Raw genomic sequence first — 24887 nt, 5'->3', positions numbered from 1 at the left:
GGCTTTTTCAATTTTATCGCAGAACAAACGCCCAAAGCACTGACGCTTTGGGCGTTGTCACTCTTATCCTCTTTTTCTCGCTAACAGGCTTACTAGGAATACAACAATGGCAGCGCCGATCACCGCTGGGATAATGGCAAATCCGGCTAGGTTCGGCCCCCATGTGCCAAGCAGTCCGTGTCCGATCCAGGCGCCGATAAGACCCGCGATCATAGACCCGATAATTCCTCCTGGCATATCTCCTTTCACAAACAGGCTGCCAAGCCATCCGATAATAATAGCGACAATAAGTGAAATGATAAAACTCATCGTGCAACACATCCTATTTTGAATTTATTTGCTTATAACATACCTCTGTTTGGTGTAAGCTAAACCATTGGATGCTCTCTTAATAAATGGGAACAGTTTAGAGCATATCGCCGCATGATTAAGCCTTTCCTTTCAAAAATCCGTGCGTTAAAATGGTAATCGTGTGAAAAGCTGCTAGACAAGGAAAAATTAATTCCTAACTAGAAAGTTTAACAAAATGAAGTTTTTGATTGACCTAAGTTTTTTATTGTGGTAAACCTTTATTTGTCAGAATCAGTTTATCATCATCTTTTCTTACTTATATGCGGAAATAACTAGAAACTTTTCATCTTAAGCGATAGATGTGAATAAAGTTGGAGCAATTTTTGTCGATTTTATGACATTTAAGCGAAAATGGGATGAAGTTTAGAAAAAAATAAAGCTAATAAGTGAACTTTTTGATAGCATAACAAAGTAGAGAAAAGATTTTGAGGAAGTATGCACTCAGATTTATTACATCAATAGGAAGGATGGTGATCTTCTTGTTCAGAGCATTAAAACCGTTGCTTGTATTAGCGATGTTAACTGTGATTTTCGTCCTTGGGGGATGCAGCAATGCTTCAGTACTAGATCCGAAAGGGCCTGTAGCTCAACAGCAAACTGATTTAATCCTGTTATCTATCGGATTTATGCTGTTTATCGTCGGGGTCGTCTTTGTTCTATTTACCATTATTTTAGTAAAATACCGCGACCGTAAAGGCAAAGATAATGGATCTTATAACCCAGAAATTCATGGTAACACGTTCTTAGAAGTAGTCTGGACAGTGATCCCAATTTTAATCGTCATTGCACTTTCTGTGCCAACCGTACAGACGATATATTCGTTAGAAAAAGCTCCTGAAGCAACAAAGGACAAAGAGCCTCTTGTTGTTCATGCTACTTCGGTAGATTGGAAATGGGTATTCAGCTACCCTGAGCAGGATATTGAGACGGTCAACTACTTAAACATTCCTGTAGACCGCCCGATCTTGTTCAAAATTTCATCTGCAGATTCAATGGCTTCGCTATGGATTCCTCAGCTTGGAGGACAAAAGTACGCGATGGCGGGAATGCTGATGGACCAATACTTACAGGCTGATGAAGTGGGAACTTATGAAGGCCGCAATGCGAACTTCACAGGTGAACATTTTGCAGACCAAGAGTTTGATGTGAATGCAGTCACAGAAGAAGACTTTGACAGCTGGGTGAAAAAGACTCAGGATGAGGCGCCTAAGCTGACAAAAGAGAAGTATGATCAATTGATGCTTCCAGAAAATGTAGATGAATTAACGTTCTCTTCTACTCACTTAAAATACGTTGATCACGGACAAGACGCAGAATACGCGATGGAGGCGCGCAAACGCCTTGGCTACCAAGCCGTTTCACCGCACTCTAAAACAGATCCGTTTGAAAACGTAAAAGAAAATGAATTTAAGAAGTCTGATGATACAGAAGAATGATATTGATCAGGAAAGGAGGAAGCCCGCATGAAATTCAAATGGGACGAATTTTTCGTAACTGGTGACCCATTAATCCTGGGCGCACAAGTTTCCATTGCGCTTTCAACCATTGCCATCATTTTTGTACTGACTTACTTCAAAAAGTGGAAATGGCTCTGGTCTGAATGGATAACTACTGTTGACCATAAAAAACTCGGAATCATGTATATTATAGCTGCTGTAATCATGTTATTCCGCGGCGGTGTCGACGGTCTGATGATGCGTGCCCAGCTAGCGCTTCCGAATAACAGTTTTTTAGACTCAAACCACTATAATGAGATTTTTACAACGCACGGTACGATCATGATCATTTTCATGGCGATGCCGTTCTTAATCGGTCTTATCAACGTTGTTGTGCCTCTTCAAATCGGTGCGCGCGACGTTGCGTTCCCTTACTTGAACAACCTGAGCTTCTGGACGTTCTTCGTAGGGGCGATGCTTTTCAATATTTCTTTCGTTATCGGAGGTTCTCCGAATGCAGGCTGGACGAGTTACATGCCGCTTGCAAGTAACGAGATGAGCCCTGGGCCGGGTGAGAACTACTACCTCCTCGGACTTCAGATTGCCGGTATCGGTACCCTGATGACAGGGATCAACTTTATGGTCACAATCTTAAAAATGAGAACAAAAGGCATGACATTAATGCGTATGCCAATGTTCACATGGACAACACTGATCACAATGGTTATTATCGTGTTTGCGTTCCCTGTGCTTACAGTAGCTTTAGCACTTTTATCATTTGATCGTTTGTTCGGCGCTCACTTTTTCACACTGGAAGCAGGCGGTATGCCGATGCTTTGGGCTAACTTGTTCTGGATTTGGGGACATCCTGAAGTATATATCGTTATTCTTCCGGCGTTCGGTATTTTCTCTGAGATTATCGCAAGCTTTGCGAGAAAACAATTGTTTGGTTACACAGCGATGGTCGGATCTATTATCGCCATCTCCGTATTGAGTTTCCTAGTTTGGACTCACCACTTCTTCACAATGGGGAACAGTGCGTCCGTTAACTCATTCTTCTCAATTACGACAATGGCCATCTCAATCCCGACCGGGGTCAAAATCTTTAACTGGCTCTTTACGATGTATAAAGGCCGAATCAGCTTTACAACGCCTATGCTGTGGGCGCTTGCGTTCATTCCTAACTTCGTCATCGGCGGGGTGACAGGGGTTATGCTTGCGATGGCAGCAGCGGATTATCAATATCACAATACGTACTTCCTTGTATCTCACTTCCACTATGTGCTGATCGCGGGTACTGTATTTGCTTGTTTCGCCGGATTTATTTTCTGGTATCCAAAAATGTTCGGCCACAAGCTGAACGAAAGAATCGGAAAATGGTTCTTCTGGATCTTTATGATCGGTTTCAATGTATGTTTCTTCCCGCAATATTTCTTGGGGCTTCAAGGCATGCCTCGCCGTATTTACACATACGGACCGAATGACGGCTGGACTGCATTGAACTTTATCTCAACTGTCGGAGCTTTCATGATGGGTGTAGGATTCTTAATCCTTTGCTATAACATCTACTACAGCTTCCGCTACTCCACTCGTGAAATCAGCGGGGATTCATGGGGTGTGGGACGTACGCTTGATTGGGCGACTTCTTCTGCGATTCCGCCGCATTACAACTTTGCGGTGCTTCCTGAAGTCAAATCTAAGGATGCGTTCCATCAGATGAAAGAAGAAAAAATAGAGTTATACCCTGAAAGCAAATTCAAGAAAATCCATATGCCAAGCAACTCAGGCAGACCGTTCCTTATGTCTGTTGCCTTCGGTATCGCCGGCTTTGGACTTGTCTTTGAATGGTACTGGATGGGCGTAGTCGGATTGATCGGAGTCTTGCTCTGCATGGTTCTGCGTTCATTCGAATACGACAACGGCTACTACGTTAGTGTTGATGAAATAAAAGAGACGGAAAGAAAGATTTCCGAATAAGGAGGCGTGAGTTATGGAACATGCAGAACACGGCAATTCTAACGCGCCTATGGAATATCAATCTGAAACCGGCAGACTTAATATTCTCGGGTTTTGGATCTTTTTAGGGGCAGAAATTGTGTTGTTCTCAACACTATTTGCAACCTTCTTCGTTCTTCAAAACAGAACAGCAGGAGGTGTCTTACCGGACGAACTGTTTGAAGTGAATCTGGTAATGATTATGACGTTCTTGCTGCTTATCAGCAGCTTTACCTGCGGGATCGCTGTTCATGAAATGCGCCGTGGAAGTTTAAAAGGCGTCGTCATTTGGACAATTATCACTCTTCTTCTCGGTGCCGGCTTCGTCGGTTTTGAGATTACCGAGTTTGTCCACTATGTACATGAAGGAGCATCTCTCGGTACAAGTGCGTTCTGGTCTGGATTCTTTGTTTTACTTGGAACTCACGGAACTCACGTAACAATCGGTATTTTCTGGATTATAGGGATTCTGATTCAGTTGAAGAAACGCGGCTTAACTCCGCAAACTTCATCTAAAATCTTTATCTCAAGCTTATACTGGCACTTCTTAGATGTTGTATGGATTTTCATCTTTACGGGTGTCTATCTCATGGGATTGGGGGGTCTGTAAAATGGCAAACAAATCTGCTGAACACAGTCACTTTCCATGGAAGCACATTGTAGGATTTGCCCTGTCTATCGTTTTGACCCTGCTGGCTCTATGGGTTGCGGTGTATACTGAATTGAGTCCATCTGCTAAACTTTGGATCATTTTCGGTTTCGCCTTCATTCAGGCGGCGCTGCAGCTTCTCATGTTCATGCACATGACAGAGAGCGAAAACGGCGGTATCCAAGTCGGAAACACGCTGTTCGGATTCTTTGGCGCGATCGTTATCGTTCTTGGATCCATCTGGATTTTCGCGGCTCACTATAATCATGGTGACCATATGGATGGAAATCCTCCTGGAGGCGCTGAACACTCAGAGCATTCAGGCCACCACGAATAATACAAAAACCCTCTTCGTTAGAAGAGGGTTTCAGATTGTTGACAAAATCCTAAAACGGTTTTCGTTTTAGGATTTTGTCATCTTTTCAGCGTGATTGAAAACCCTTGAAGTCTAGGAAGGACGAGCATTGGAGCAGACTTTCATAGGACGTGATGACGGCGGCGTTTAGGCAGGACGCCTAAGTATTTAGCCGCCGTTCCTTTCGTAAGCCGTGAGCACCAACGCGCAGGACTGACAACGAATGCGAGGGTTTGTCGACACGCTGAAACCCTCTTCGTTAGAAGAGGGTTTTTTGCTGTCTTTAGCTGCTGCTTCGCTTTCTTCGAAGATACGGAAGACCGTAAATGATAAATGCGGCGATATGAGCGACAATGACATTGACGGCAAACAAGATAATCATGAGAGTGTGTCCTAGTGGAGAAAGGCTTTCAGTTGCGTAAAAGAAGAAGAATACCCACATTAAGATAATTGGCGGAATTGCTGAGAGTGCGACTTTTTTGTTATCAAGCCAAATAAAGAGAGGCGTTGCGCTGGCAACCAATAAATAAGCAAAAAACATGTCCATCATACCCATCTCCTTTCATTTTGTGATAACGTTTACAAAAATGAAATAGAGGAACTGAGTTGTGTCTGTTTTATGGTTGTTTTGTGAACATTCTGTTACAATTATTATACCATGTTTTCCAGAAATTGATACATGTTTTTGCGGAAATGGTCTGGACCCATCGTCTTATTTTTTAGATTCATTCGCTAGGAGAATGTATGGACACGTAACTCAGATTCTATTTTAGGAACACCGAGTTGATCAAACGATTTGAGATTAAAGCACGCACTTTTATATTAGTACGTTAACCTAACCCATTGAAATGGTTTTTTTATTTGGAAAGTTTGATACCAATCGAAACATTTCGGTTTATGATACGTCTTATCTCGTGTAGCTGAAAAAGCGCCGTTGTGCGCACAAAAAACATAAATGGAAACGAGCTTCACGTGTCATCTTGAACGTGGTTCATGTATAATAAACATTAGTGATTTTCCGATGAAAATGTAAGGCGGGATAGAATGAGTCGATATAAGAAACAGCAAAACCCCTTTTACCAGGGGGATTTGATTTTTATATTTGGTGTGTTTTTTATCATTAGCGTTGTGGCGATTTATGCTGCCGGCCAATTTGGGCAGTATGGGAACACGGATTGGATACAGCAAATTGTCTTTTATCTTTTGGGAGCTATTGCGATAACAGTTCTGTTGTACTTTGATTTAGAGCAACTTGAAAAGTTAAGCTTATATATTTTTATCATAGGTATTTTATCTTTGATTATTCTTAAGATCAGTCCTGAGTCCATTGCACCGGTCATTAAAGGAGCAAAAAGCTGGTTTAGGATTGGGAGAATAACAATACAACCCTCAGAATTCATGAAGGTCGGTTTGATTATGATGCTTGCTTCAGTCATCGGAAAAGCTAATCCTAAAGGAGTTCGGACGTTTAGGGATGATATTCACCTCTTGTTAAAGATTGCGGGTGTCGCATTTATCCCTGTTATCCTTATCCTGATGCAAGATGCGGGAACAGCAGGAATATGTATGTTTATCGTTCTTGTCATGGTTTTTATGTCGGGGATCAATTGGAAACTGATAACAATCATTGCTGGCTCAGGTATCTTACTCATATCATTAATTTTATTAGTAATGATAAACTTTCCTGACGCTGCTAAATCAGTGGGAATACAAGAATATCAAATTAAGAGGGTTACTTCTTGGGTTTCTAATTCAAATGAAACCCAGAATGACGATAGCGGGTGGCAAGTTGATCAAGCTATCATGGCTATAGGATCTGGTGGCATTTTAGGTAATGGTATTTCTGATTTAAAGGTTTATGTTCCAGAAAGTACGACTGACTTCATCTTTTCTATAATAGGTGAATCCTTTGGATTTATAGGCTGCGCCTTTGTCGTCATCATGTTCTTCTTCTTAATCTACAGGCTTGTCGTTCTGATTGACAAGATACATCCGTTTAACCGTTTTGCTTCTTTCTTTTGCGTGGGTTATACGGCGTTAATCGTGATTCACACGTTCCAGAATATCGGTATGAACATCGGCATTATGCCTGTTACCGGGATTCCGCTGCTGTTTGTCAGCTACGGGGGAAGCTCCACGCTATCCACCTTAATTGGCTTTGGGATTGTGTATAACGCAAGTGTACAGCTGACGAAATACAGAAGTTATCTCTTTAATTCTTAATATGTAGACAGCCTTGGCAGAGGCTGTCTTTTTTGTTGTAGAGCATTTTGCTTTTGAGTTCACTTTTTTTCGGATATGATAAAAAGAGATAAGGAGGTTCTTGTGATGAATAACACAATTGAAACCATTTTGAATCATCGGTCGATCCGGTCTTTTACTGATCAGCTTTTGACAGCTGAAGAAATTGATATATTAGTGAAAAGTGCGCAGGCTGCGTCTACGTCCAGCTACGTGCAGGCGTATTCCATTATCGGTGTTTCCGATCCTGAGAAGAAACGTGAGCTGTCTGTGCTTGCAGGGCCTCAGCCTTACGTAGAGAAGAACGGGCACTTTTTTGTATTTTGCGCGGACTTGTATCGCCATCAACAACTTGCTGAGGAAAAGGGCGAACATATTTCTGAGCTGCTTGAAAATACGGAAATGTTTATGGTCAGTTTGATTGACGCGGCGCTGGCAGCGCAAAATATGAGCATTGCCGCAGAATCAATGGGGCTTGGCATTTGTTATATCGGCGGCATTCGAAATGATCTGGACAAAGTGGCAGAGGTGCTGCAAACGCCTGACCATGTGCTTCCGCTTTTTGGTTTGGCAGTAGGCCATCCTGCGAACCTTTCCGGCAAAAAACCGAGACTGCCGAAACAAGCTGTCTACCATGAGAATACGTACAATGTAAACGCAGACGATTTCCGCGAATCCATGAACGCGTATGACAAAACGATTTCTGATTATTATAGAGAAAGAACCAACGGTCAGCGGGAAGAAACATGGTCTGATCAAATTTTGAACTTTATGAAGCAGAAGCCGCGCACGTATTTAAATGACTATGTGAAAGAAAAAGGCTTTAATAAAAACTAAAGCAAACCTCTCCGTTCGGAGGGGTTTTTATGTTTCACGTGTAACATATTCCGACAAATACAGACACGCTGTCACAAATAAATGGCGAATGATCGGGAGACACTGATAGGCGGTGTGAGCGGTTTTTGAGAAAAAATAAGGGATCAGTGATACGATGAGGATGAGGTGGTAGGGATGATTTCATTAAGTATATTAGATCAATCTCCAGTATCAGAGGGCAGCTCTGCAGAAACAGCATTACAGCAAACTGTTGCGCTTGCACAGGCTGCTGAGGATTTTGGATATAAGAGATTCTGGGTTTCTGAGCATCATTTTTCAAAGCGGCTGGCTGGGTCAAGCCCAGAGGTGCTGATCAGTCATATAGCGGCGAAGACGAAACGAATCCGTGTGGGGTCAGGCGGTGTCATGTTGCCCCATTACAGCGCATACAAAGTAGCTGAGAATTTCCGTGTGCTGGAGGGGCTGACACCGGGAAGAATTGATCTTGGGCTTGGAAGAGCACCGGGGGGCATGCCGATTGCCTCATGGGCGTTGAATGACGGCGGGAAGCGCAATGCTAATCAATATCCGCAGCAAATCAAGGAGCTGACGATGTATTTGCATGATTTGGCGGATGATAAACACCGTTTTCCGAATCTGACGGCGGCGCCGCATGTTTCGACCGCGCCGGATGTGTGGCTGCTCGGCTCATCTGGAGAAAGCGCGCTGCTCGCCGCTGAGTCAGGCGCTGGCTATATGTTTGCCCACTTTATCAATGGAGAGGGCGGAGAAGAGACGGTCAGACAGTATAAGAGACGATTCAAGCCGTCTGTGTTAGGAGACATGCCTCGAGCTGCAGTTGCTGTATTTGTTCTTTGTGCTGACACTGAGGAGAAGGCAGAGAAGCTTGCGGCAGTGCTAGATTTCACGATTTTGGCGGGGGAGCAGGGCATCCCTTTAGAAGGAGTTCCTTCGTATGAAGCTGTTCGGGAAAATACGTACTCACCGTATGAACAGAGGCGAATTGCTGATAATCGAAATCGAATGATTGTCGGCACGAAAGAACAGGTGAAGGAGCAGTTGTTAGCTTTGAGTAAGACGTATGGAACAGAGGAAATCATGGCGGTGACCATTACGCATCATTTTGAAGATAAGCTCCATTCTTATCGGCTATTACAGGAAGCATTTGCGAATTAATCTGAAAAGCCCCGCCAATCGGCAGGGCTTCTTCTTATTCCACGGTAAAAGGCTCTTCGGTCAGAACCTGGCTTGATTTCCCTTTGTTTGCGGCATAGGCGAGCAAATAGTATTCTCCGGCTGGAAGCTTTGTTCCGTCATTGATCGTGCCGTCCCAGTCAAAGTACTGATAGCCCTTCCCTTGGTTTTTATAGATGCCGGCTTGGCCTGCAAAATTAAGGTTGCTGTCATAAACGAGGAACGCCAACTCTTCTGCTCCCGCTGGAAGGTAGGTTTCAATTTGATAGGTGCCTTGTGCTGTTCCTTCGCTGACGGAGACAGAGGTGACTCTCGGATAATCCGGCTCTTTGACGACCAGCAATGTAGGCACTTTAGCGACGGTTTTTCCGCCTTCTCTGACAATAACGGTTCCTTCATAGGTGCCAGCTTTTGTTTTCTTTGTATTGACCTTTACTTTTGCAGTGGCTTTTCCAGTTTTATGTGCCGGAATCACAACCCGGCTTGTGCCGGATGTGGAGATGCCGCTGCCGTTAAATGAGTATTCAAGTGTGTATGACTTTCTAATGGAAGATTGGTTTTCAATCGTAAACGTTTCTTTTTTCGTTTCTTTTCCGTTTTCCTTCAAGAATGTGCCGTATGAATAGCTTCCAGGTGAGACGAGTGAGTCGGCTTTGATCGCGCTCATGATTCTCGCGCTCCCTGCACCTTGTGCGTTATGCGGATACACTTCTCCATCGCCGTCCTTTAAGGTGACAGCGGTATTCATGATCGCGGCTTTGATCTGTTCAACGCTCCACTTTGGTTTGGCTTGTTTGATAACGGCAACCGCTCCGGCAATATGAGGTGAAGCCATGCTTGTTCCTTGTTTTGATCCGTACCCGTATGGGTTGTTAGGATCGTGTGTCGGGATGGTGCTGACGATATTGACGCCTGGTGCGGAAATATCAGGCTTGATCATCCACGTATCCATAACAGGGCCGCGTGATGAGAAATCAGCGATTTGCTCACCGAGCGCTTTTGAAACACTTAACCTGAATGTTGCTTTTGTTTCACCAGCTTTCATGGCACTGACGAGTTTTTCACCGTCTTCTAATGACAGTTTAATCGTTGGCACAGACATGCCTGGCACGTCGGCTTCAATTTCTCCAGAGAGGTTGTTATACACAACCATGCCGATGGCGCCGGCTTTTTTCGCATTGTCCGCTTTTTCCACAAACGCAATGCTGCCCCGTTTGACAACGGCGACTTTGCCTGTCAGATCTTTTCCTTCAAAGTCCTTTGCTTCGCCGATTCCCGCTTCGACAAGCTCAACTTCTTTGTTATTGAGCGCTTTAACGTCATTCTCTTTGTCATAGCCCATCACTTTTGCTGAAGAGTAGGAGCCGAATGTGACGGCGTATTCATTGATCGGGAGTTGAGTCGCACCGACAGAAATCGCTTCTCTTGATGTGCCCGGCGATCCGACTGTCCAGCTGTTCGGTCCGCTGTTGCCGTTCGATGTAACCGCGACAACGCCTTCTGACATGGCCCAGTCAAGCGCTGTGCTTGTCGCCCAGTCCGGATTGTTTATAGAGTTTCCGAGAGACAGGTTCATCACATCCGCACCGTCTTGGACTGCACGTTCCACGCCGGCAATGACGTTTTCCGTTGTGCCGCTTCCGCCAGGGCCTAACACGCGGTAAGCGAGAAGTGTGGCATCAGGGGCAACCCCTTTAATCGTTCCGTTTGCGGCCACAGTACCGGCTACATGTGTTCCGTGTTCCGTGGCACCGCCCCTTGGATCGCCAGTTGGTGTTTCCCTTGGATCGTAATCATTGTCTACAAAATCGTATCCTTTATATTGTCCGAAGTTTTTCTTCAGATCAGGGTGATTGTATTCAACCCCGGTATCAATAATGGCTACCTTGACGCCTTTTCCTGTGTAGCCTAAATCCCATGCCTCGTTTGCTCCGATATACGGCGCGCTGTCATCCATTTGCGGAGATACGGCATCCTCGGAGATTGTGACGTCTTTATCTTTTAGATTGTCTGTTTGATATGTGACGTTCGGATATACGGCCTTTACGTCTTTTACCGCGAGAAGTTTTGGAATTTCATTAGCTGGGAGCTTCATAGAAAAGCCTGAGAATACCTGCTCATATTCCCGGTTTACTTTCCCGTTTTTCACCGCTTTAACGGCTTTGTTTTTTGCTTTGCTGCGAGCGGTTTTCAGCTTGCTTTTCGTTTGGCTTTCGCCCGCTTCCTTCGCCTCTGCCAAGGATTTTTCTTTTAACTCCACGATTACGGTTGTTTTTTTGCTTGTTGTCATGTCAATATCACCGAATATCTCGGCTTTTTCCAGGTCAGCCGACGTTTTTGAAGCAGCTGGAGCTGCCTGTACGCCTGTCAAGCCTGTGGATAACGTAAAAAATAAAATGAAACTTAGTAGCAGAAAGCGAATGATCCCATTCTTCAATGTGTTTCCCCCTTTGTGTTTTAAAAAAAATATGAAGATCTAGTATATATTTCTTGAAAATTCAAAAAAATCCTTGTGTCATTTGAACCATTTATTGAATTTCTTTTGTGTATAAGGAAGGAGTTATACACAGAACCTTGTGTATAAGTGAATAAACCTGTGTATATATGTTGGTGGGAATATATGTTCCTATACAAAATATTGATGGTGATTGTGGACATGTGGATATCTCTTGTGATTAAGTTGTTCTTAACTTTGGGATAACTTGTGTATAAAGTTTTTGAAACGGTTCTCCAATTTTCATTTCATTTCTTTCAGCTTTCAACAAAACTTCTAAAAACTAGTTGGTTTTTTCACTCATATTGTGACAAAGAATTCTCTTTCAACGGTCTATCATAGAGTCATGAGTTTTGCTAGAGCCGCTAGTTTGCGAGAAAAGAAATCGGCCGTCTTTTCCCGCGGGCTGCTGCTGAGAAAACGGGCTGCTAAAAGGCTGCCTGCCAAAAAGAAGCGGAGGGATGTTTTTCTATGAAACGTTTGCTTGTATCTTTACGGGTGTGGATGGTCTTTTTGATGAATTGGGTGACGCCGGACAGAAAAACTGCGGCTGCCGCGGTCTATTCGGCTCAGCGTACATACCAAAGAAAAGCGGCGGTGCAGGCCGCAGGACTTGTTTCGTTTTATGAGTGGCGGATGGCTGTGAATGAAGAAGAAAAGCAGAAAGCGAAAGCCTCCGCACTTTATAAAAGAAGGTGTTTGCAAGCCTTCAAGGAATCGCCAAAGCAGGAGAGAGCTGGCCCGCATCTTTACATGGCGGTCAAAAGGAGGTAAAATCCCAGTCAAAAGCAAATTGGCGGGAGAGATAGCCTCTTGAAAATCTATAAGGTGTTAAACAACAATGCGGCTTTAATAAAAGAGGATGATCAGGAAAAAATCGTCATGGGACCGGGAATCGCATTTCAAAAAAAGAAAAATGATCTCATTCCTATGAATAAAGTGGAAAAGATCTTTGTCGTGCACGACGAGAATGAAAAGTTTAAGCAAATCCTGCAAACGCTGCCGGAGGAGCATATTGAAATCGCTGAGGATATCATCAGCCATGCAGAAGGGGAGCTAGCGGCGCCGCTGAGCGACCACATTCATATCGCGCTTTCTGACCATTTGTCCTTTGCGATCGAAAGGGTTCAAAATGGGCTGCTTGTGCAGAATAAATTGCTGCATGAGATAAAGGCGCTCTATAAAAAAGAATATGGGATCGGCCTGTGGGCGATCAGACATGTAAAAGAGACATTGGGCGTGTCCCTGCCTGAAGATGAAGCGGGTTATATTGCCCTCCACATCCATACGGCGAAGATGGATGCGGAGAGCATGTATTCAGCGCTGAAGCATACGACCATGATTAAAGAAATGATAGAAAAAATAGAAAACTACTTTAATCGAAAGGTGGATGAAAACAGCATTTCCTATCAACGCCTTGTCACGCATTTGCGATACGCGGTCAGCCGGTTGGAATCAAATGAAGCACTCCATCATATGGACGAGGAGATGCTTTATTTCATCCAAAAAAAGTATTCATTTGCCTATCAATGTGCGCTGGAGCTGGCGGAGTTTTTGAAAAATGAATATCAATTGCATTTGCCGGAGTCCGAGGCCGGCTATATCACGCTGCATGTCCAGCGTCTTCAAGATCTCTCGGAATAACCGCTTTGACTTGCAGAGAGTGATCTCTGGAAGTTTTTTTATTTATCGGGATTGAGCTTGTAGTACATCCATCCCATCATGACCATTCCAGCGGCCAGATTTCCGAGTGTAACAGGAATTAAGTTTCTGATCGCTCCCGTCAGTGTCACTGTATCAGGGTGCTCGATCAAAAGTGAGATGGCGAATGTGCACATATTGGCAATGCTGTGCTCAAAACCGGAAATAAAGAAGCAGAAAACAAAAAGCATCATGGTAAACAGCTTGGCTCCTTCTCCTTTGAGAGACATCGGGATGAAAAAGGCGAGGCACACAAGCCAATTGCACAGCATTCCTCTGAAAAACAGTTCGGAAGCGGACGGCTCCATTTTGTGCGCTGCCAGATGAATCAAAAAGGAGTGAACAGAAGCCTCCTTAAAAAGTCCTGTCGCGCTAATCAGAATGGCAAATAGGATGGCGCCAATTAAATTGCCGGCATAGCTTGTCATCCACAAGTACAGGGTGTCCCGCCAGCGAAGTTTTTTTCGAAGCGCGGTATAGGTGAAATAAAAGGTATTGCCGGTAAATAAATCCCCGCCGCCGTAAGCAATCAGCAGAATAGCTGCCCCGAATGTGACAGCGGCTGCCGGAAAGGCAAACGGAGAATCAGCGATGAAGAAATAGCTGCCTGTTTTGCTTGCGGCTGTAATGCCGAAACCGATAAACATGCTGGCCAAAATAGATCTGAGCACATAACGCATTTTGCTGGAAACAAATATATTTTGTTTTTGTAAAGCGTACTGTTCAACCTTTTGCAATGCTTGAGTTTCCATGTTCTTTTCCTGCTTTCTTTGATGGTTGAGCATAGTATAGCATGATATTGTGAAATATTTCACAATTAAATTTTACGAATTTATGTCTAAATGTTTTATCAAACTTTTTAACTAAAAAACAGTTGACGAAAACGCTATCATGTTTTATGATGAAAGCGTATTCTTAATCTGAATAAGCGGGATTGTGACTGGTAAAGCAGGCAAGACCTAAAATTTGCGTAAATGAAAAAGGATCGCTGTGTCCTTTATTCATTGCCGAATTTTAGGTCTTTTTTGTTTAAATAAAAGGAGGAAAGACAAAATGGATTACAAAGAGACTGCAAAACGACTCATCGAGCTTCTCGGGGGCAAAGAAAACATTATCAGCGCGGCTCATTGTGCAACAAGACTGCGTTTAGTGATGAAAGATGAATCAAAGATAGATCAAACACAAGTAGAAGAGCTTGATGGCGTCAAAGGCGCTTTCAGCAGCTCGGGCCAGTACCAGATCATTTTCGGAACAGGCCTTGTCAATAAGGTGTACGATGCTTTTTCGAAGGAAGTTGATGTCGAACGTGACGAACCTGTAAATCACCAGGATGCGGCAAAAGACAAACTGAATCCAGCTGCGAGATTTGCGAAAACGCTTTCAAATATTTTTGTTCCAATCATTCCGGCTATTGTCGCCAGCGGTCTATTAATGGGATTGTTGGGAATGATCAATGCGTTTCAATGGATGAGCAAGGATTCTGCTTTGCTGCAGCTGCTTGATATGTTTTCAAGCGCGGCCTTTATTTTCTTGCCGATTTTAATCGGGGTCAGTGCTTCAAAAGAGTTTGGCAGCAACCCTTACTTGGGAGCGGTTATCGGGGGAATCATGATTCATCCGACGCTTTTGAATCCTTGGGGATTGGCGGAAGCAACACCGGATTTTATGCATCTTTTTGGAGTTGATATCGCGCTTCTTGGCTATCAGGGAACTGTCATCCCTGTCCTGCTAGCGGTTTATGTGATGAGCAAGATTGAGAAATGGACAAGAAAAGTGGTTCCTCATTCCGTAGATTTGCTTGTTACACCTTTTATCACAGTGATTGTCACCGGGTTTGTCGCTTTTATCGCGATTGGTCCTTTAGGCAGAGCGCTTGGCTCCGGCATTACGGTTGCTTTAACGTATGTATATGATCATGCCGGTTTTGTCGCGGGTCTGATTTTCGGGGGCACGTATTCACTTATTGTTTTGACAGGCGTCCATCACAGTTTCCATGCGATTGAGGCAGGACTTATTGCGGACATCGGCAAAAACTACTTGCTGCCGATTTGGTCAATGGCGAATGTCGCACAGGGCGGGGCCGGCCTTGCCGTCTTCTTTATGGCAAAAAAGGCAAAGACAAAAGAAATCGCGCTTCCGGCTGCATTCTCTGCTTTTCTGGGCATTACTGAACCAGTCATATTCGGAGTCAATCTTCGCTACCGTAAGCCATTTATCGCCGCGATGATCGGTGGCGCATTAGGCGGTGCATATGTCGTATTTACTCAGGTTGCTGCAAACGCTTACGGGTTAACGGGTATTCCGATGATCGCCATTGCTGCGCCGTTTGGTGTTGGCAACTTGATCAACTATCTGATTGGAATGGCCATTGCGGGAGTGTCAGCATTCATCGCAGCGTTTATCATGAAGATTAATGAAGATGAGGGGAGAAAAAAATGACATCACATGATCAGGAGCTTCGTCGCCGGGCATATGAAGAAGTGGAGAAAAAAGAGCGGATCGCTAACAGCGATCCGCATCGCCAGCATTTTCATATCATGCCGCCGGTTGGGCTGCTGAATGATCCGAATGGCGTGATATATTGGAAGGGCAGCTATCATGTGTTTTTTCAGTGGCAGCCGTTTCAGACAGGGCATGGCGCGAAATTCTGGGGCCATTATACGAGTCCGGATGCTGTGAATTGGAAGCGGGAAGAGATTGCGCTGGCACCGAGTGATTGGTTCGATAAAAACGGCTGCTACTCGGGCAGCGCTGTCACCAAAGACGGTCGTCTTTATCTGTTGTACACTGGAAATGTCAAGGATCAGGATGGCAATCGAGAAACATATCAATGCCTTGCTGTATCTGACGACGGGCTGACTTTTGAGAAAAAGGGTGTCGTCGCCCGCCTCCCGGAAGGATACACCGCACATTTTCGCGACCCGAAGGTATGGGAGCATGAAGGCACATGGTATATGGTGATCGGCGCGCAAACGGAGAATTTGAAAGGACACGCTGTGTTGTTTGCTTCGGATAACCTGACGGAGTGGAGATTTCTCGGCCCGATAACCGGTGCGGGTTTCAACGGGCTGGACGATTTCGGGTACATGTGGGAATGCCCTGACTTGTTTTCTCTTCAGGAGTCCGACGTGCTGATTGTCTCTCCTCAGGGTCTTGAGGCTGATGGTTTTCGTTATCAGAACGTGTATCAATCAGGTTATTTTGTCGGGCGTCTTGATTATAACAAGCCTGAACTAAAGCACGGCCATTTTTTAGAACTTGATCAAGGTTTTGATTTTTACGCTCCGCAAACACTTGAAGACGATCAGGGAAGGCGGATTTTGTTTGCGTGGATGGCTGTGCCTGACCAGGATGAAGGGTCTCATCCGACGATTGACTATCACTGGATTCACTGTATGACGCTGCCGAGACAGCTGACGCTATCAGGAGAGAAGCTGATTCAGCAGCCGCTGCCTGAGCTGAAAGCCATGCGCAGGAATGAGAAAAATATACAAATCAACATGCACGGGTCATCTGGTACGATTCCGGTTGAAAACCCTGCAAGAGCTGAGATCCTCATGAAAGACATTGATACGGAGTCCGGTTTTTCAATCCGTATCCGCGGAGCGGCTGCGTTCTCCTTTGATAAGGAGAAGGGAGTTGTTACGCTGGAGCGGACGAGCTTCGACGGAACACGAACAGAAGAGAGACATTGCCGCATCAAGGATGTGCATGCCGTGCACATGTTTATCGATGCGTCTTCTATAGAAATCTTTATCAATGAGGGAGAAGAGGTCTTCAGTGCGAGATATTTTCCTTTCCCGGGAAATCATGAAGTGAAAGCCAGCTCGGCGGGAAAATCTGCTATGAACGTCGGAATCTGGACACTTATGTAGAAAATCCTTCTATTTTCTTATGTGAAATCTGAGCCATCTGTGCTATTCTTCAACGATAACCTACTATTTTTTTCTGTAAAAGGAGTTGTTTTCTTGAATATACATGAACAGAAGATAACACCGGAATGTTTGGAAAAGGCTGCGGACCAAGTTGAAGATAAGCGGGAAGAATATAAGGATGTGCTGCTGCAGCTGAAAAAAATGCTTGGCGGGACCTCACCGCACAGTGAAACGGCGGAAGTTCTTTCACGGGCATATGAGCAAATGAAGGAATATGCACTTTTTGTTCAGTCGATAGAAACGTTTTTGAGGAAATCAGCGAACAACTTAAAAATCAAATAAACAGGCTGCCGATGGTATCGGCAGTTTTTTCTGTGAAAAGTGATCGATCATATAAAAAAGGCTGCCTCTCTGGAAGGCAGCCGATGTTGTTTATGATGATTGATCCATACGATGTGCGGAATGCTTCGTAGGTCCAACATACTGGTTGAGCGGGAAGGATTCTTTAATGGCAGCGGTAATGAATTCTTTCGCTGCGTAAATGGCTTCTTTGACTTCCGCACCTTTGGCGAGCTCCGCTGTCACGGCAGCTGAGAAGGTACAGCCTGCGCCATGTGTATAAGGTGTATCGATCATATCGCTTTCAAGAACCTCCGCTTTTTCTCCGTCATAGAGAACATCAACGGCTTTTTCGTGTTTGAGTTTGCCTCCGCCTGTAATCACGACATATTGAGCGCCGAGTGCGTGAATTTTTTTCGCGGCTTCGATCATATCGTCAACTGTTTTTAATTCATCCATGCCGCTGAGCTGGCTGGCTTCAAACAAATTCGGTGTAATGACAGTGGCTAGCGGCGCTAATTGCTCGCGCAGGGCTTGGGCGTGCTCCGGATAAAGGACTTCATTTGCTCCTTTGCAAACCATAACGGGGTCAATGACCACATTTTTTAATTGTTTTTCTTTGATCGTTTTTGCCGCAAGCTCGATAATATCAACGGTTGGCAGCATTCCTGTTTTCATGGCGTCCACTCCGATGCCGTCCGTAATCGTTGCAAGCTGGGCGCGGATTGTATCAATATCGATCGGGAATACCTGATGGTCCCAGCTGTTGTTCGGGTCCATCGCAACGATCACCGTTAAGGCAGTCATCCCGTATACGTTTTTCTCTTGAAATGTTTTTAAATCAGCTTGAATCCCAGCACCGCCGCTGGAATCTGAGCCGGCAATGGTGAGTGCTTTATGCATAGACATGTCTTGAACCTCCATCATGTTTTATCTTTCATTATAGTTAGATTTTCTCTGTATCACAATATAGAAGACCTATAGGAATCATTTGACAATACCAATGAGCTTTCGTAAAATGCTACATAAGAAAACTAGGTAGGGGTTTTGTGATGTTAAATCGTGAGCTGGTGAAGGGCAGTACTGTGATTTTGATATTGACGCTTCTGAACGATCGGCCGATGTACGGCTATGAGCTTGTAAAAGAAATGGGAAGCCGCAGCGGAAATGAACTGCAGATGAAAGAAGGGACCTTGTATCCTTCTCTTCACAAGCTTGAACGTCAAGGGTTTATTTCTTCCTATTGGGAGAAGCAGGAGAAAGGGCCGGACCGTAAATATTACCGGATTACAGATGAAGGCAAAGAGGTGCTTGCGGAACGCACGAAGGAATGGAGTATATTTTCCGCTATGATGAACCGAATGCTGAAGCGGGGCGGGCAGAATGGATAAAGAAACATATTTATCTGAAATGAAAAATGGGCTTAAAGGGCTTCCTGAAGGCGAGACGATCATAGAAGAAATGGAGAGCCATATTGAATATCATATGTTCCACTCTTTTCAGCAAGGGAAGAGTGAGGAGGAGGCGATGCAGACTTTAATGCAGTCGTTTGGTACACCATCTGACATTGTTTCTTCGTTTAAAAAAGAACAGCCGGTAACGTTCCGTGCATTTTTGATGTTCCATCTTTTCTGTAACAGCGCACTATTCGCTGTCGGTATCGCCATTACAATGATGTATGTCTGTTTTGAATCGCCTATTGTTCATGCTATATGGAAAGGCATTTCTGTTTCTATGTGGCTAATCTTAGCTGGGTATATGATCTACTGGGTGCTGATTGGGTATCAAGGGGTGAGGGAGTTTGGAAAACGCGGAGAACAGCTTGTTTTACATACGATTTTGATCTGCATGGTGCCAAACGTCATTTTTATGCTTGTTTTTCTATTTCATGTGATCCCTGCTGCGCTGTTTCAATCCTTACTGACACCTTGGTTTGTCGGAACTTGTGCTTGTGCAACGCTGTTATTTCCGTTATTTGGACGAATGGGCTGTTATATTGGCAGGCGTCAGCTTGCCTGATTTTTTAGGTGTATACATAGAATTTCTATGTAGTAGGAGGTTATGTCGTGAGGATTAGTTCTTGTTTATATGGTTTTGTCATTCATGGGGCAGTATTTTTGTTTACTGGCTGCTGCATGCTCTTGGCTATGTTAGCCAGCTTGCCTTTTGTTTTTTTGCTTGATTGGCTGCCTGATGTCGTCTTTACAGCCGGTGCCATTCTTATGCTGTTATGTTCATATGCTTATATTTGGTTTTTGGCAATCCGTTTTGCATATAACCAGAAAATGCGCCTGTTTGAGGTTCAATTGGGCTCCTTTGTGTTGCTGGCCTTCATGATATCTTTGTTTTTCTTGGATGGATCCAGTATGAAAGACATTGTGTTGAATTGGGACGATACAGGCTGTGCTTTTGTTCCGCCGGCTTTTACATTTTTGTGTCTTTCTTATGCGCTTATGCTGCTGCCGGTCTATCAATCTAAGCTATGGCATCTGATCCTTCCGAATGGTGTCCGCCTAAAAGATCTCTTTCATGTATTAGGAGATTTGGTACTGATCTTGATGCTTTTGATCGGTGCCACATTACTGTTTCTCTCATTCTAATTTGCTGTTTCAGTAGGATATTCCCACTGATCTCCCGTCCAATATATGTTTTAATAGTACATGACTATGAAAATGAGAAGGAGAGCATCATGAAGATTTCTATCGTAATTGTGACCTATAATCGGATTCCGGCTTTGTGTGAGCTTCTGGAGTCGATTTCGCAGCAGACCTTGAAGCCGTATGAAGTGATTATTGTGAATGATGCCGGGGAATCGGTCGTGCCGGTCAAAGCACTGTATCCGGAGCTGCCGATTGCTGTCATCAATTTAGAAAAGAACTCGGGGCATGTGGCTGCGAGAAATGCCGGGGTAAAAGAGGTGTCTGGCGATTGCATTATGCTTTGTGATGACGATGATTTCTTTACGCCGGGGCATGTGGAGAGAATGGCGAAGGAAATAGAAACGGCAGATTTCGTTCATTCCGATGCGGAAATTGTCTCGTTTGAAGAGAAAAACGGAACAAGATATCCAGTGTCGCGGAAGCTGTTTGCTTATACCGCGGACTTTGAGGATATGAGAGTGTTTTCTACATACGTGCCGTCGGGCAGCATGTACAGACGTTTTCTCCATGATGAAATCGGGTATTTCGATGCTGATGTGCACAATTATTGGGACTGGGATTTTTATTTGCGCGCGGCCAAGGAATACCGGGTGAAGCGTGTCCCTTGCGCCAGTGTGATTTATGCCTTCAGTGACGCGGGAGACAATCAGTCCGCGGACCTTGGCGCCAAGCGGAAACAATATTTGGATCGTTTAAGTGAAAAGCACGGACTCGGGGAACTGCCGACGAAAAACTTTGCCGTCTTGCTTGAAGAGCCTGAGATGAAAAGACGGGAAGCACAAAGTGAAATTGTGTGGGATGGCAAGCCTGTCTATTCCAGACTTCATCGTTCGTAAGGGAGGCCTGAATCTTGAAACAGATGTTAGAAGACAGCTGGTGGGATCAGCTGAAGGAAGAGTTTGAGAAACCGTATTATCAAGAGCTTAGAGACATGCTGAAGCGGGAATACGCGGAGCAAACAGTTTATCCGGACAGCGGGGATATTTTTAATGCGTTGCATTATACGCCATATGATGATGTCAAGGTGGTCATTCTCGGCCAAGATCCGTATCACGGGCCAGGACAGGCTCAAGGTTTAAGCTTCTCCGTAAAGCCGGGTGTGAAGCAGCCGCCTTCATTAAGAAATATCTTTCTTGAGCTGCAGGAGGACATCGGATGCAGCATTCCAAATCACGGGTCGCTCGTCAGCTGGGCAAAGCAAGGGGTTCTCTTGCTGAATACTGTGCTGACCGTCAGGCGCGGACAGGCGAATTCCCATAAAGGAAAAGGCTGGGAGCGTCTGACTGACCGGGTGATTGATGTACTGAATGAAAGAGAGCGCCCGGTTGTCTTTATGTTGTGGGGCCGGCATGCCCAAATGAAAAAAGAACGGATCGACACGTCCAAGCATGTTATCATTGAATCGACGCATCCGAGCCCGTTTTCGGCAAGAAACGGATTTTTCGGAAGCAGGCCGTTTTCTCGGGCGAATGCGTGCTTGGAGAAAATGGGAGAGGCTCCGATTGATTGGTGTATAAAGGACTTATAAAAAAGCGCAGATCATCTGCGCTTTTTTACTTGAGTATTTTCCGAATCATCCGCAGCCCGTTTTTGGAAGAAGGATAACGGAAAGCGAAGTCAAAGCGGTTCGTTTGTTTGACGACGCTTTTTTTGTGCGTAAATGTGTTGAAGCTGTCAAAGCCGTGATAGCTGCCGATGCCGCTTTCCCCGACGCCTCCGAAAGGCAAATACGGTGTCGCGACGTGCATTAATGTATCATTGACACAGCCGCCGCCAAACGACAGGTTTTCTAAAACAGCCCGCTCGATTTCTTTGTTTGTGGTGAAAACATACAGAGCGAGCGGCTTTGGGCGTGATTGGACTTTCTCAATGGCTTCATCGATATCGCCATAAGTAAACAGCGGAAGAATCGGCCCGAAAATTTCCTCCTGCATCACTGGAGAGTCATCCTTCACTTGATCAAGAATCGTCGGCGCTATTTTGTGATGGACAGGATCAGACTGTCCGCCTGTGAGCGGGACGCCATCATTCAGAAAATCGAGCAGCCGCTGATAGTGGCGTTCACTGACGATTTTGCCGTACTGCGGATTTTGTTCAGGCTGAGTGCCAAAAAATTCACTGATCACACGCTTCATTTCTTCTGTGAGCTTTGTTTTGATGTCTTCATGGACAACTACATAATCCGGTGCGATACAGGTTTGTCCCGCATTTGTGAATTTCCCGAAGACAATGCGTTTGGCGGCAAGCTGTATATCAGCATCCTTATGGACAATGCAGGGGCTTTTGCCGCCGAGCTCCAAGGTAACCGGAATTAATTGTTTGGAGGCGGCTTCCATGACGATTTTTCCAACGGCAACACTGCCGGTAAAGAAAATATAGTCAAAGGGCTGCTGTAATAACGCTGTGCTGACGTCGGGCCCGCCTTCTGCCATCGCGACATAATCACACGGAAAAACGCTGCTGATGAGGTTGGAAAGAACAGCGGAAACAGCCGGCGTATACTCCGACGGTTTGAGAACAGCCGTGTTCCCGGCGGCAATAGCTCCAATCAAGGGTGAAAGCGCGAGCTGCAGCGGATAGTTCCAAGGCGCAATCACCAACACGGTACCGTACGATTCAGGGATGATGATGCTTTTCGAGCCTAGATGAGTCAGCGGCGTTTTGACTCGTTTCGGCTTGGCCCATTTTCTGAGCCGTTTCATCACAAAGCTGATTTCCTTCAACACGATTCCGATTTCTGTTGTGTATGCTTCTTGTTCGTTTTTGTGGAGATCCTGATAGAGAGCGGCTATGAGATCGGCTTCATGTGTTTTGATGGCTTGTTTCAGCTTCTGCAACATGTCCAGTCTCGATTCGAGAGGTCTCGTATGCCCTGCCGCAAAGTAGGCTTTCTGCTTGCTGACGATAGAGGGGATGCTGTTCATTCCGTTTCTCCTTTTTTTATTAGGTATGGTGACTTATTATGTGAAAAATCTCTTTTGCTTGTCAAATACGTAATGTTGTCAGAAAAAATCACAAACTCATATCTGCGTTTATGGCGGGAATTTGATAAAATGCAGGAAGACGATAAATATTTCTTGGAGGGTTCTTGATGAACATTCATATATCTGCTTTGATTCAAAAAATGGAAGAGGAGCTCAAAAAAGCGAAGACGGCTGAGCTAGATGAGGAGCTGAAGCGCTCGGTAGCGGTTGTCCGTTCTTTGTGTGATGTCGTGCTGGATCAGCCGGAGACAGCGAGTGCGCCCCGCATCCAGCCGAGCAGCACGCCGAGCCCTGCCGCACCGCCATCGACAGATCAGCTGATGATGGAAAAAATGATGGGAAGCGCGGGATTAAACAAATATCGAAAGCAGGAAAAAGAGAAGCAGGAAGAGGACGGAAACGGAGAGTCTTTATTTGATTTTTAATTGAGAAAGGTTGAGCTCATGTGAAGTTGATTCTTGGCGCGCTGCAATGGACAGCGTTTATCATTGCTGCGGCGATTGTTGTTCCGGTGGCGGTTGCCCAGTCGTTTCATCTGGATCACTCAGCTTCTGCGAGGTTGATCCAAAGCACCTTTTTTGTATTGGGAATTGCCGCCGTCATTCAGTGTGTGAAAGGCCACAGACTGCCGATCAATGAGAGCCCCGCCGGCTTGTGGTGGGGAGTGTATACGATCTACGGCGGGCTGACGGGAACTGTTTTTGCAACATATGGGGATACACTGCGCGGTTTGCAGGGAGCTCTTCTTGTAAGCGCTGTATGTTTCTTTTTGTTAAGCATCTTCAAGGTCATTGACCGGCTTGCAGCATTATTTACCCCGGTTGTAACAGGTGTCTATTTATTGCTGCTAGTCATGCAGCTGAGCCAGCCCATTATAAAAGGAATTCTCGGAATCGGCTACCGAAAGGACGGTGTGGACGGCTTAGTATTTGGTCTGGCCCTTGTAGTCGTTGCCGCCGCCTTTATGATGACCAATTCAACCATTTCGTTTTTTAAGCAATATTCGATTTTATTGGCCCTGTTCGGCGGGTGGCTGCTTTTTGCGGCTGCCGGAGCGGCAAAGCCGATGGAAATGCCGGATCGGCTGTTTCAGCTACCTTCCTTGTTTCCTTTTGGCAAACCATTATTTAATAGCGGTCTGATTATCACCTCCATTTTTATTACCATCCTGCTGATCGTAAATATGCTGGCGAGCATGAAGGTTGTGGACATTGCTGTGAGGAAATTCGGCAAACAGCCGAATGGACACCATCATGAACGCCATGCCGGTTTTGCCGCCTCATTCAGCCATCTGCTGAGCGGTTTGACGGGAGCTATTGCCCCAGTCCCGATTTCGGGAGCAGCAGGTTTTATTGAGACGACGAAAATGCCGTCTAAAAAACCGTTTATGCTCGGCAGTATTCTTGTTGTCTTCATCAGCGTGATCCCGTTTTTTATGAATGCGTTTGCGAGCCTGCCGTCACCCGTTGGCTTTGCGGTAAACTTTGTCGTGTTTTCCGCGATGGGCGGTCTGGCCCTTGCAGAATTTGATTCGTATGAGAAAGCGGAACTGAAAAGGGTGCGGTCTGTGATCGGCACCTCACTGCTGACAGGGGTCGGTATCATGTTTGTTCCTGAAACGGCCTTAAAAGGTTTGCACCCGGTATTTATTTCGCTGTTAAGCAACGGGCTTGTATTAGGAACGCTTGCAGCAATAGCGGCAGACCAGTTCCAGCTTTGGCGGCGCAGGAGAAAATCCGACAATCTCGTGTCATCGGAGAACAAGCATTGAATTTT

25 protein-coding genes are annotated in these 24887 nt (G+C 45.2%); 19 read left to right on the top strand and 6 right to left on the bottom strand.

Annotation, left to right across the window (positions count from 1 at the left end; genetic code table 11):
- Positions 1-63: 63 nt before the first annotated feature.
- On the bottom strand, positions 64-309 hold the full coding sequence (locus M1D98_RS18440; protein ID WP_003222176.1) for a GlsB/YeaQ/YmgE family stress response membrane protein: 246 nt from the start codon (positions 307-309) through the stop codon (positions 64-66).
- 512 nt (positions 310-821) lie between these two features.
- Between M1D98_RS18440 and qoxA the strand changes: the two genes are divergently transcribed.
- The 4 genes from qoxA to qoxD are packed head-to-tail and all read left to right on the top strand — an operon-like array spanning position 822 to position 4768.
- Positions 822-1787, top strand: coding sequence for a cytochrome aa3 quinol oxidase subunit II (qoxA, locus tag M1D98_RS18435; protein ID WP_082246315.1), 966 nt, complete (start codon positions 822-824; stop codon positions 1785-1787).
- Between the two features lie 27 nt (positions 1788-1814).
- Positions 1815-3764, top strand: coding sequence for a cytochrome aa3 quinol oxidase subunit I (qoxB, locus tag M1D98_RS18430; protein WP_010329035.1), 1950 nt, complete (start codon positions 1815-1817; stop codon positions 3762-3764).
- A 13-nt stretch (positions 3765-3777) separates the two neighbouring features.
- The gene (gene qoxC / locus M1D98_RS18425) at positions 3778-4392 is read left to right on the top strand and encodes a cytochrome aa3 quinol oxidase subunit III (protein WP_010329034.1); all 615 of its coding nucleotides are present in this window, start codon (positions 3778-3780) and stop codon (positions 4390-4392) included.
- Position 4393: 1 nt separating this feature from the next.
- Positions 4394-4768 carry a cytochrome aa3 quinol oxidase subunit IV gene (gene qoxD, locus M1D98_RS18420; protein ID WP_121643540.1) on the top strand — a complete coding sequence of 125 codons (375 nt, stop codon included), beginning with the start codon at positions 4394-4396 and terminating at the stop codon, positions 4766-4768.
- Positions 4769-5069: 301 nt separating this feature from the next.
- Here qoxD and ywcE read toward each other — a convergent pair whose 3' ends face one another.
- Positions 5070-5336, bottom strand: coding sequence for a spore morphogenesis/germination protein YwcE (gene ywcE, locus M1D98_RS18415; protein ID WP_081638379.1), 267 nt, complete (start codon positions 5334-5336; stop codon positions 5070-5072).
- 494 nt (positions 5337-5830) lie between these two features.
- On the opposite strand from ywcE, the gene rodA reads away from it, so the two are divergent.
- The 3 genes from rodA (at position 5831) to M1D98_RS18400 (ending at position 9040) form a co-directional block, all read left to right on the top strand.
- Positions 5831-7009: a cell shape-determining peptidoglycan glycosyltransferase RodA gene (gene rodA / locus M1D98_RS18410; protein ID WP_268558837.1), complete on the top strand. Its 1179-nt coding sequence runs from the start codon at positions 5831-5833 to the stop codon at positions 7007-7009.
- A gap of 105 nt (positions 7010-7114) precedes the next feature.
- Complete coding sequence (nfsA, locus tag M1D98_RS18405) at positions 7115-7864, top strand: oxygen-insensitive NADPH nitroreductase (RefSeq protein WP_010329030.1); 750 nt, start codon at positions 7115-7117, stop codon at positions 7862-7864.
- 174 nt (positions 7865-8038) lie between these two features.
- On the top strand, positions 8039-9040 hold the full coding sequence (locus M1D98_RS18400; protein WP_268558838.1) for an LLM class flavin-dependent oxidoreductase: 1002 nt from the start codon (positions 8039-8041) through the stop codon (positions 9038-9040).
- A 34-nt stretch (positions 9041-9074) separates the two neighbouring features.
- On the opposite strand, the gene vpr is transcribed toward M1D98_RS18400, so the two are convergent.
- Entirely contained in the window at positions 9075-11495 is a 2421-nt protein-coding gene (gene vpr, locus M1D98_RS18395; RefSeq protein ID WP_456279830.1) for a serine protease Vpr, read from the bottom strand.
- Positions 11496-12023: 528 nt separating this feature from the next.
- Between vpr and M1D98_RS18390 the strand changes: the two genes are divergently transcribed.
- Positions 12024-12326 (top strand): hypothetical protein, encoded by a 303-nt coding sequence (locus M1D98_RS18390; RefSeq protein WP_010329027.1) that lies wholly within the window; start codon positions 12024-12026, stop codon positions 12324-12326.
- A 39-nt stretch (positions 12327-12365) separates the two neighbouring features.
- Positions 12366-13196, top strand: a complete 831-nt coding sequence (sacT, locus tag M1D98_RS18385; protein ID WP_121643534.1) for a sac operon transcriptional antiterminator SacT — start codon at positions 12366-12368, stop codon at positions 13194-13196.
- Between the two features lie 38 nt (positions 13197-13234).
- Here the strand turns inward: sacT and M1D98_RS18380 are convergent, their stop codons facing one another.
- Positions 13235-14005, bottom strand: a complete 771-nt coding sequence (locus M1D98_RS18380) for a formate/nitrite transporter family protein (protein WP_121643533.1) — start codon at positions 14003-14005, stop codon at positions 13235-13237.
- A gap of 301 nt (positions 14006-14306) precedes the next feature.
- Here M1D98_RS18380 and scrA point away from each other — a divergent pair, with 301 nt between their 5' ends.
- The 3 genes from scrA (at position 14307) to M1D98_RS18365 (ending at position 17470) form a co-directional block, all read left to right on the top strand.
- Positions 14307-15692, top strand: a complete 1386-nt coding sequence (gene scrA, locus M1D98_RS18375; RefSeq protein ID WP_268526335.1) for a PTS system sucrose transporter subunit IIBC — start codon at positions 14307-14309, stop codon at positions 15690-15692.
- Positions 15689-17128: a sucrose-6-phosphate hydrolase gene (sacA, locus tag M1D98_RS18370; RefSeq protein WP_268558840.1), complete on the top strand. Its 1440-nt coding sequence runs from the start codon at positions 15689-15691 to the stop codon at positions 17126-17128. Before scrA ends, sacA begins: the two co-directional genes overlap by 4 nt.
- A gap of 93 nt (positions 17129-17221) precedes the next feature.
- On the top strand, positions 17222-17470 hold the full coding sequence (locus M1D98_RS18365; RefSeq protein WP_010329022.1) for a hypothetical protein: 249 nt from the start codon (positions 17222-17224) through the stop codon (positions 17468-17470).
- A gap of 90 nt (positions 17471-17560) precedes the next feature.
- Here the strand turns inward: M1D98_RS18365 and M1D98_RS18360 are convergent, their stop codons facing one another.
- Positions 17561-18376 carry a bifunctional hydroxymethylpyrimidine kinase/phosphomethylpyrimidine kinase gene (locus tag M1D98_RS18360; RefSeq protein ID WP_010329021.1) on the bottom strand — a complete coding sequence of 272 codons (816 nt, stop codon included), beginning with the start codon at positions 18374-18376 and terminating at the stop codon, positions 17561-17563.
- A gap of 143 nt (positions 18377-18519) precedes the next feature.
- Here M1D98_RS18360 and M1D98_RS18355 point away from each other — a divergent pair, with 143 nt between their 5' ends.
- From M1D98_RS18355 to M1D98_RS18335, 5 genes are all read left to right on the top strand, one after another.
- Positions 18520-18858 carry a PadR family transcriptional regulator gene (locus M1D98_RS18355; RefSeq protein WP_010329020.1) on the top strand — a complete coding sequence of 113 codons (339 nt, stop codon included), beginning with the start codon at positions 18520-18522 and terminating at the stop codon, positions 18856-18858.
- Entirely contained in the window at positions 18851-19486 is a 636-nt protein-coding gene (locus tag M1D98_RS18350; protein ID WP_010329019.1) for a permease prefix domain 1-containing protein, read from the top strand. The genes M1D98_RS18355 and M1D98_RS18350 overlap by 8 nt, the downstream gene beginning before the upstream one ends.
- Before the next feature lie 47 nt (positions 19487-19533).
- Positions 19534-20067, top strand: coding sequence for a hypothetical protein (locus tag M1D98_RS18345; RefSeq protein WP_010329018.1), 534 nt, complete (start codon positions 19534-19536; stop codon positions 20065-20067).
- An 89-nt stretch (positions 20068-20156) separates the two neighbouring features.
- Positions 20157-20963, top strand: a complete 807-nt coding sequence (locus tag M1D98_RS18340; RefSeq protein ID WP_010329017.1) for a glycosyltransferase family 2 protein — start codon at positions 20157-20159, stop codon at positions 20961-20963.
- 14 nt (positions 20964-20977) lie between these two features.
- A complete protein-coding gene (locus M1D98_RS18335) occupies positions 20978-21655 on the top strand; it encodes a uracil-DNA glycosylase (RefSeq protein ID WP_010329016.1) in 678 nt (225 codons plus the stop codon).
- Positions 21656-21680: 25 nt separating this feature from the next.
- On the opposite strand, the gene M1D98_RS18330 is transcribed toward M1D98_RS18335, so the two are convergent.
- The gene (locus M1D98_RS18330; RefSeq protein WP_268523832.1) at positions 21681-23051 is read right to left on the bottom strand and encodes an aldehyde dehydrogenase; all 1371 of its coding nucleotides are present in this window, start codon (positions 23049-23051) and stop codon (positions 21681-21683) included.
- A gap of 167 nt (positions 23052-23218) precedes the next feature.
- Here M1D98_RS18330 and M1D98_RS18325 point away from each other — a divergent pair, with 167 nt between their 5' ends.
- Both M1D98_RS18325 and M1D98_RS18320 read left to right on the top strand, forming a co-directional pair.
- The gene (locus tag M1D98_RS18325) at positions 23219-23536 is read left to right on the top strand and encodes a YwdI family protein (RefSeq protein ID WP_010329013.1); all 318 of its coding nucleotides are present in this window, start codon (positions 23219-23221) and stop codon (positions 23534-23536) included.
- Positions 23537-23556: 20 nt separating this feature from the next.
- The gene (locus tag M1D98_RS18320) at positions 23557-24882 is read left to right on the top strand and encodes a purine/pyrimidine permease (RefSeq protein ID WP_456279829.1); all 1326 of its coding nucleotides are present in this window, start codon (positions 23557-23559) and stop codon (positions 24880-24882) included.
- Positions 24883-24887 lie beyond the last annotated feature (5 nt).

The sequence above is a fragment of the Bacillus sp. K7 genome, from assembly GCF_053903245.1.
Note: the sequence above shows the minus strand (reverse complement) of the source record. Positions and strands in the feature narration are given on the sequence as shown.

What these genes read in the sequence shown, in the direction of transcription:
- M1D98_RS18440 (WP_003222176.1), bottom strand. Translation starts at nt 309, where the DNA reads ATGAGTTTTATCATTTCACTTATTGTCGCTATTATTATCGGATGGCTT.
- qoxB (WP_010329035.1), top strand. Translation starts at nt 1,815, where the DNA reads ATGAAATTCAAATGGGACGAATTTTTCGTAACTGGTGACCCATTAATC.
- qoxC (WP_010329034.1), top strand. Translation starts at nt 3,778, where the DNA reads ATGGAACATGCAGAACACGGCAATTCTAACGCGCCTATGGAATATCAA.
- qoxD (WP_121643540.1), top strand. Translation starts at nt 4,394, where the DNA reads ATGGCAAACAAATCTGCTGAACACAGTCACTTTCCATGGAAGCACATT.
- ywcE (WP_081638379.1), bottom strand. Translation starts at nt 5,336, where the DNA reads ATGATGGACATGTTTTTTGCTTATTTATTGGTTGCCAGCGCAACGCCT.
- rodA (WP_268558837.1), top strand. Translation starts at nt 5,831, where the DNA reads ATGAGTCGATATAAGAAACAGCAAAACCCCTTTTACCAGGGGGATTTG.
- nfsA (WP_010329030.1), top strand. Translation starts at nt 7,115, where the DNA reads ATGAATAACACAATTGAAACCATTTTGAATCATCGGTCGATCCGGTCT.
- M1D98_RS18400 (WP_268558838.1), top strand. Translation starts at nt 8,039, where the DNA reads ATGATTTCATTAAGTATATTAGATCAATCTCCAGTATCAGAGGGCAGC.
- M1D98_RS18390 (WP_010329027.1), top strand. Translation starts at nt 12,024, where the DNA reads ATGAAACGTTTGCTTGTATCTTTACGGGTGTGGATGGTCTTTTTGATG.
- M1D98_RS18380 (WP_121643533.1), bottom strand. Translation starts at nt 14,005, where the DNA reads ATGGAAACTCAAGCATTGCAAAAGGTTGAACAGTACGCTTTACAAAAA.
- scrA (WP_268526335.1), top strand. Translation starts at nt 14,307, where the DNA reads ATGGATTACAAAGAGACTGCAAAACGACTCATCGAGCTTCTCGGGGGC.
- sacA (WP_268558840.1), top strand. Translation starts at nt 15,689, where the DNA reads ATGACATCACATGATCAGGAGCTTCGTCGCCGGGCATATGAAGAAGTG.
- M1D98_RS18360 (WP_010329021.1), bottom strand. Translation starts at nt 18,376, where the DNA reads ATGTCTATGCATAAAGCACTCACCATTGCCGGCTCAGATTCCAGCGGC.
- M1D98_RS18355 (WP_010329020.1), top strand. Translation starts at nt 18,520, where the DNA reads ATGTTAAATCGTGAGCTGGTGAAGGGCAGTACTGTGATTTTGATATTG.
- M1D98_RS18350 (WP_010329019.1), top strand. Translation starts at nt 18,851, where the DNA reads ATGGATAAAGAAACATATTTATCTGAAATGAAAAATGGGCTTAAAGGG.
- M1D98_RS18340 (WP_010329017.1), top strand. Translation starts at nt 20,157, where the DNA reads ATGAAGATTTCTATCGTAATTGTGACCTATAATCGGATTCCGGCTTTG.
- M1D98_RS18330 (WP_268523832.1), bottom strand. Translation starts at nt 23,051, where the DNA reads ATGAACAGCATCCCCTCTATCGTCAGCAAGCAGAAAGCCTACTTTGCG.
- M1D98_RS18325 (WP_010329013.1), top strand. Translation starts at nt 23,219, where the DNA reads ATGAACATTCATATATCTGCTTTGATTCAAAAAATGGAAGAGGAGCTC.